Below are 6,668 nucleotides of genomic sequence, written 5' to 3' on the forward strand. Positions count from 1 at the left end.
ACATGAGCACCGAACAATCGACACCGCCTGCCGCACAAGAAGAACCGGTATCGCCGCGAGGTACCGAGAAACGCGCCTGGGGCGGTTGGATCGCCGGCGCCGCGCTGGCCGCGTTCGCGCTGTTCTTCATCGCGAACTGCCGCGTCGCCCTAGACCCGCGCGTCGCCAACCCGAACGTGCAAGGCCGGCCCCGCCCCGTCAAGTTCATCTTCGGCCTGGACTACATCACCTTCCTGCACATCGCCACGTGCGTCATGCTGGTCGTCCTGCTCGTGGTGTTCATCAGGGGCTGGCGCCGCAACCCGGGCAGCCCGGTGATGCTGATGTTCCTGTGCACCACGCTGATCGTGTGGCAGGACCCGATCATGAACTGGGCCCCGTTCGCGGTGTACAACCCCGACCTCATCCACTGGCCGGAGTCCTGGCCGCTGGTGTCGCTCTCGCCCACCGTCGAGCCGTTCGTCGTATTCGGTTACGTCACCTTCTATTTCGGGCCCTACTTTCCGGCGGTCTGGATCCTGCGCAAGCTGCAGGCCAGGTACGGGGCGACGTCGTTCGTGGCGCGGCACCCGCTGGTCAGCCTGGGGCTGCTGACCTGTGCGATCGGCTTCGTCTTCGATGCCTGGCTGGAGATCCAGCTCGTCCACATGGGCATGTACGTCTACTCCCAGGTGATTCCGTGGGGCTCGGTGTTCACCGGCACGACGTTCCAGTTCCCGCTGATCTGGGAGTCGTTCTCGGTGACCTTCGTGATGGTCCCCGCGGCGATACTGTGCTACCGCGACGACACCGGCAGATCAGTGGCCGAGAAGCTGGCCGCGAAGGCCAGGATCTTCCCGGCGCGCCCGGTGCTCGGCACGTTCCTGGTGATGTTCGCCATCATCAACGTCTCCTACTTCACCTACGGGGCGTGGTTCTGGGTCATCAAGGTCAGCCATGCGGCGACTTCCGTCGCGTGCCCGTGGCCTTACCCCGAGGCGAAAGTCTATGACCCGCAAGGCTATTACGAGAAGGCTGGCGCGCAAGGTCCCTACTCGGTCGGCATCTGGTCGACCTGGGCAAGCGGGGAACCCAATGGGCGACCACATGTGGATCCGCTGCCGCCGGGCGAAGGTTCCTGCGCAAACCTGAGCACGCATGGCTGAGCCGCGCACCGTCGTCATCACCGGTGCGTCGCGCGGACTGGGGTTCGCCTCGGCCGTGCGCCTGCACCGCGAAGGCTGGCGCGTGGTCGCGGCCATGCGGACGCCCGATCGCGCCCTGCCGCTGCTCCGGGAGGTGACTGGGGCGGTGGAAAACGATGACCGGCTGATCGGCGTGCAGCTCGACCTGTTAGACCCCGCGTCGGTCTCGTCGGCGGCCAAGGCCATCGAAGAGGCCGTCGGGGCTCCCTACGCGCTGGTGCACAATGCCGGGATCTCCGCCGCCGGAATGGTGGAGGAGACCGATATGGCGCTGTGGCAGAACATGTTTGCCACCAGCGTCCTGGGCCCCGTCGCGCTCACCCAGGCTCTGCTGCCGTCGATGCGGGCGGCGGGCGAGGGCCGCATCGTTCTGGTATCCAGCGCGGCCGGGGTGCGCGGTCAGCCGGGCACCGCGCCGTATTCGGCGGCCAAAGGGGCGCTGGAGCGGTGGGGTGAGTCGATGGGGTGCGAGATTGCGCCGTTCGGCCTCGGTGTCACGGTTCTGGTGGCCGGTATGTACGACACCGAGATCATCACCGACGCGGGGACGATCGACAATCGCGACTTCGGCGGCCCGTACGCGCGGCTGCACACCACCATGGACAGCCGGGGCAGGGCCGCGATGAAATTGGCCCGGCCGCCCGAGCGATTCACCGATGGCCTGCTCAAGGCGCTCGATGACCGGGAGCCGTTCCGCCGCCGCGGTATCGGCCCCGATGCCTCAATGCTGCTGGCCGCCAGCAGGATCCTGCCGGCCTCGGGTATGCACCACATGTCGCGGATCGTGCTCGGCATACCGAGACAAGGGTCGATGCGGGATGGGGGGTGGCCGTTGACGGTGGGCCAACGGGCGATGGTGTTCGCGGCGCGCGTGTTACCGCAGCCGGTGTTGCAACGCGTGGCCGCGGTGGCGGCGAAGCGCAGGGAAAGGCAAGGGGGCTGAACGAAAGTATGGAACAGCTATTCGACGATCTGGAGGACTTCGGCGCCTTCGACGATGCGGTCTCCGGCGATGTGCGCGACCCGTACACCGAACTGGCGCGACTTCGCCGCGAGGAGCCCATTCAACGGTTGGATGTCTCCGGGATGCCGCATGAGGAGTCCAAGCCGGTCTTCATCGTTTACCGCCACGAAGATGCCCAGCAGATGCTGCGTGATAACGAGACGTTCTCGTCGGCGGCGGTCATCGCGGCGTTCGGTCCGGTGTTGGGCGAGCGGGTGATGCTGGGCATGGACGAGCCGGTGCACGGGCGGTTGCGATCGTTGGTGTCAAAGGCGTTCTCGCAGAAGGCATTGGCACGATGGCAAGACGAGTTGGTCGGGCGGGTGGGCAACAGCCTGATCGACAAGTTCGCCTCGAACGGCAAGGCCGATCTGGTCAAGGAATTCACCTTCGACTACCCGAGTCGGATCATCGCGGGCCTGCTGGGCCTGCCGGAGGAGGACTACCCCCAGTTCCAGCGATGGTCCATCTCGTTGTTGAGCTGGATCCTGAATCCCGAACGTGGCCTTGCCGCGTCGGCCGCGCTGTGCGATTACTTCGCGCCGATCCTGGCATCCCGCCGCCTCGAACCCCGGGACGACCTGATCAGCGCGCTGGCCGAGGCGGAGATCGACGGGGAGAAGCTCGCAGACGAGGAAATCTACTCGTTCCTCCGCCTGCTGCTCCCCGCCGGGGTGGAGACGACGTACCGGTCCCTCGGCAGCCTGCTGCTCGCGCTGCTGTCGGCTCCCGCGCAGCTGGATGCCATCCGCGCGGACCGGTCGCTACTGCCACAGGCCATCGAGGAGGGTGTGCGGTGGGAACCGCCCCTGCTGACCATCACCCGGGTGGCCACCCGCGACACCGAACTCGGCGGGGTGCCGATACCGGCAGGCTCGACGGTGATGCCGATGCTGGGTTCCGCCAACCGGCAGGAAGACCGCTACCCCAATCCGGACACCTTCGACATCTTCCGGCAAGCCAGGGCGCACCTGGGGTGGGGGCACGGCGTGCACGTCTGCCTTGGCATGCATCTGGCCCGGCTGGAAATGCGCACCGCCATCAACCTTTTGCTCGACCGGCTACCGAACCTGCGGCTGGACCCCGGTGCGGACGACCCGCATATCCGCGGGCAGGTTTTCCGCTCGCCGACGTCGGTACCGGTGCTGTTCGACCCCCGATGACCAGCCCCGTAAAGGTTGCGCCTTGCCAATCGGCTAGTTTCCGGTAAGGCTCTCCGTAGCCCCTCCGCGATTTCAAAGAGAGTGACAGATATGACTGAGGCTGTAAAGGTTCGTTTTGAGCCGAAGATGATGATCGACGGCAAGCTCGTCGACGGGCAAGCCGGCACCTTCACGAACATCAACCCGGCGACCGAGGAGCCACTCGGGGAGGTCGCCGACGCATCCAAGGAGGACATGCACCGGGCCATCGACGCCGCCCGGCGCGCCTTCGACGAGAGCGACTGGTCGACCAATCGCGAGCTGCGGAAGCGCTGCCTGTTGCAGCTGCACGAGGCGATCGAATCGGAGAAGGAAGAGCTGCGCGAGGAGCTGATCCTGGAGGTGGGCTCGCCCCGGGCGATCACGTTCGGCCCCCAGCTGGACGCCCCGCTGCAAGACGGGCTGAAGTATCCGGCGAGGTTGATCGACGAGTACGCCTGGGAAACCGATCTCGGTGATCGGGTGATCAGCCTCACCGGCACGAACACCACCGTCAAGGTATGGCGCGAACCGGTGGGCGTCGTCGGCGCGATCGTGCCGTGGAATTTCCCCTTCGAGGTCACGCTCAACAAGCTCGGCCAGGCGCTGGGCACCGGCAACACCGTGGTGCTCAAGCCGGCGCCCAACACGCCGTTCAACGCGACCCGCCTGGGCCGGCTGATCGCCGAGAAGACCGACATCCCCGCGGGCGTCGTGAACGTCGTCACCGCGTCGGATCATTTTGTCGGCGAGGAGCTTACGCTGTCGCCGAAGGTCGACCTCATCTCGTTCACCGGGTCCACCACGGTCGGCCAGCGGATCATGGAAAAGGGCGCCGCGACGATGAAGCGGCTGTTCCTGGAGCTCGGCGGCAAGTCGGCAACCATCGTCCTTGAGGACGCCGATTTCGGGATGGCGTGTGCGATCGGCATCGCGCCGTGCATGCACGCGGGGCAGGGCTGCGCGAACCCCACCCGGATGCTGCTGCCGCGGTCCCGCTACGACGAGGGTGTAGAGATCCTGAAAAGCATCTACGAGAACGTCACGTGTGGCGACCCGCAGGACCCCGGAACGCTGTGTGGGCCGGTGATTTCGGAGGTGCAGCGCAACCGCGTGATGGGCTACATCCGCAAGGGCGTCGAGGAGGGCGCCACCGCGCTGGTCGGCGGACCGGACGCGCCCACCGGGTTCGACAAGGGTTTCTATGTCAGGCCAACGCTTTTCACCGACGTCGACAACTCGATGACGATCGCCCAGGAGGAGATCTTCGGCCCGGTGCTGGCGGTCATTCCGTTCGACGACGAGGAGGACGCGATCCGGATCGCCAACGACAGCAAGTACGGGTTGGCGGGCAATGTGATGTCGGGCTCGCTCGAGCGTTCGCTGGCGGTGGCCCGGCGGATTCGCGCCGGCTTCATGGGCGTCAACGGCGGCGCACCGTACGGCGCCGACACCCCGTTCGGCGGTTACAAATACAGCGGGGTGGGCCGCCAGAACGGGGTCGCCGGGTTCGACCAGTACACCGAGGTCAAGTCGGTCGGCTATCCCGCCGGCTGAGAGGGTTATTCTTCGGCGAGATTGCCGTCGTGGCTGTGGTTTTCGCTCGACCGCGACCCTGGCGGCAATCTCGGCGCGGGTGCGGGTAGCGGGGCGCGACGTCGTGCGATTCGCGTGACGCTGGAGCCGGCGGGGTTCAACCCGGTGGCGCCAGCATGTCCTTCCACCCGTCGTCTCCCGTTCCGCTCGAATTTCTGACCGTGTACCTGACACCGTCGGGCCCCACCAGTTCGCCGCTTTGGGGTAGGTAGACGGCCGGGGGAGGGCCGCCGGGGGTGTAGACGCATGGATTCGGCTGCTGCCCGTTGCATTTCACGGTTCCCGATCCCGGCCGTTGCAGTGGATCGCTGATCGGCGGTGGCGTCCCGGCCACCCTGTCGGAGGGCGCCGGGTTGAGGCCGTTGTTGACCGACGGAGCGGGTATCACCAGCCCCGGTTTCACCGGCTGGTCGCAGCGCGCCGCGGGCGCCGGGCAGGTCACGAGCTGGTTGGGTTCGCCGTACCACGGGTTGGTGCCCAGCGGGACATAGGGTTTGGGGTCGCGGCATTCCCGCGGCGTCGCCGCGCGTTTGCCGGGGACATCGACGCATGGAAGGTTGCGCGCCCCGCGCACCACGTTGGCGGGGGTGTCCTGCGGGATCTTGCAATAAGTTCCGGACGGCAGCGGGGCCGGGCTGGTATCCGCGGGAGACCGCCACTGGGAGGCCGGGAGAAACCCGGTCAGGCACGGCGGGGGTTGGTTCGTCGTCATCGCGGTGTCGAGTGCGGCGTAGCCCGGGAACGGCGTTGTGATCGTCTGACTTTCCGCGGCGCCCTGCGGATAGGCCACCAGCAGTTGCTCGACGCCCTTGTGGTAGCGCTTGAGCATGTCCAGCGTGATTTCGAGGTTTGCCAGTGTCTGCGGCAGTGTCTCGCGGACATCACTGAACACCGAGTTGACCTGATCAAGGGTCGGTGCCGCACGGGCGAGGATACGTTGCACGCGCTGATCGTTTTTCCCGCCCTGCGTGGCCAAGCTGTTCAGGTTGTGTGCCCAACGTTCGATCGAGTCACCGGAGTTGACCTGGCTGTCGATAATGGGCCCGGAGTTTTGGATGATGTCGTTGATGTCGGAGATGTTGGTCTTGAAGTCGCCGGCGATCGCCTGGCTCGAGTCGACCAGTCGCTGCAGCGCGGGGCCCAATCCGCCTACCGCTTGGGCTGATTCGTCGAGCAGCGCGGCGAGCTTGTCCTTGGGCAGTACGTCCAGCTGGCGGTTGGCGGCGTCCAGCGCCGGCCCGATGGGTGTGGGCACGCTGCCCTTGGTAATGGTCTGACCGGGCGAGAAGTATTGGCGCGGATTGCCTACCGACACGAGGTCGAGATACTGCTCACCGACCGCCGACACCGAATGCACGTTCGCCGATGCGTCGACGGGGATCTGGTAGCGGTTGGCAATCGCCATGGTGACCCGCGCGCCGGTCCTTGTCGGCTCGACTGCGGTGACCTTGCCGATTGTTTCCCCGCGATACGTCACGTTGGCGGTCCTGTATAGGCCACCCGACGCGGGTAGGTCCGCCTTCAGCGTGTACTGGCCGATCCCGGCCGCAGTGGGAATCTGCAGGTAGTACCAGCCCAGCGCAATCGCTGTGATCGTGGTCAGGATGCTGAGCAGAATCAGCTGGCTCTTGATGAAGCGGGTCAGCATTGCCTATCCGCCCTTTCGACCAGCGGGCCGCCCGGGGCGTCGTTCGGATTGGACGT

General features: G+C 66.3%; 5 protein-coding genes. 4 read left to right on the forward strand and 1 reads right to left on the reverse strand.

Annotated features, from left to right (window positions below; all coding sequences use genetic code 11):
- Nucleotides 1-2: 2 nt before the first annotated feature.
- From A5697_RS00890 to A5697_RS00905, 4 genes are all read left to right on the forward strand, one after another.
- Nucleotides 3-1,145, forward strand: coding sequence for a spirocyclase AveC family protein (locus A5697_RS00890; protein WP_068007140.1), 1,143 nt, complete (start codon nucleotides 3-5; stop codon nucleotides 1,143-1,145).
- Nucleotides 1,138-2,127, forward strand: coding sequence for an SDR family oxidoreductase (locus A5697_RS00895; RefSeq protein ID WP_068007143.1), 990 nt, complete (start codon nucleotides 1,138-1,140; stop codon nucleotides 2,125-2,127). Before A5697_RS00890 ends, A5697_RS00895 begins: the two co-directional genes overlap by 8 nt.
- A gap of 8 nt (nucleotides 2,128-2,135) precedes the next feature.
- Nucleotides 2,136-3,350 carry a cytochrome P450 gene (locus A5697_RS00900; RefSeq protein WP_067947596.1) on the forward strand — a complete coding sequence of 405 codons (1,215 nt, stop codon included), beginning with the start codon at nucleotides 2,136-2,138 and terminating at the stop codon, nucleotides 3,348-3,350.
- Between the two features lie 90 nt (nucleotides 3,351-3,440).
- Entirely contained in the window at nucleotides 3,441-4,925 is a 1,485-nt protein-coding gene (locus A5697_RS00905; RefSeq protein ID WP_067947595.1) for an aldehyde dehydrogenase family protein, read from the forward strand.
- Nucleotides 4,926-5,061: 136 nt separating this feature from the next.
- On the opposite strand, the gene A5697_RS00910 is transcribed toward A5697_RS00905, so the two are convergent.
- A complete protein-coding gene (locus tag A5697_RS00910; protein ID WP_068007147.1) occupies nucleotides 5,062-6,612 on the reverse strand; it encodes an MCE family protein in 1,551 nt (516 codons plus the stop codon).
- Nucleotides 6,613-6,668 lie beyond the last annotated feature (56 nt).

The organism is Mycobacterium sp. E3251, assembly GCF_001666835.1.
Taxonomy (GTDB): Bacteria; Actinomycetota; Actinomycetes; order Mycobacteriales; family Mycobacteriaceae; genus Mycobacterium.

Bases quoted from the DNA above. Each gene is read 5' to 3' on its own strand.
- A5697_RS00890 (WP_068007140.1), top strand. From the start codon at position 3: ATGAGCACCGAACAATCGACACCGCCTGCCGCACAAGAAGAACCGGTA.
- A5697_RS00895 (WP_068007143.1), top strand. From the start codon at position 1,138: ATGGCTGAGCCGCGCACCGTCGTCATCACCGGTGCGTCGCGCGGACTG.
- A5697_RS00900 (WP_067947596.1), top strand. From the start codon at position 2,136: ATGGAACAGCTATTCGACGATCTGGAGGACTTCGGCGCCTTCGACGAT.
- A5697_RS00905 (WP_067947595.1), top strand. From the start codon at position 3,441: ATGACTGAGGCTGTAAAGGTTCGTTTTGAGCCGAAGATGATGATCGAC.
- A5697_RS00910 (WP_068007147.1), bottom strand. From the start codon at position 6,612: ATGCTGACCCGCTTCATCAAGAGCCAGCTGATTCTGCTCAGCATCCTG.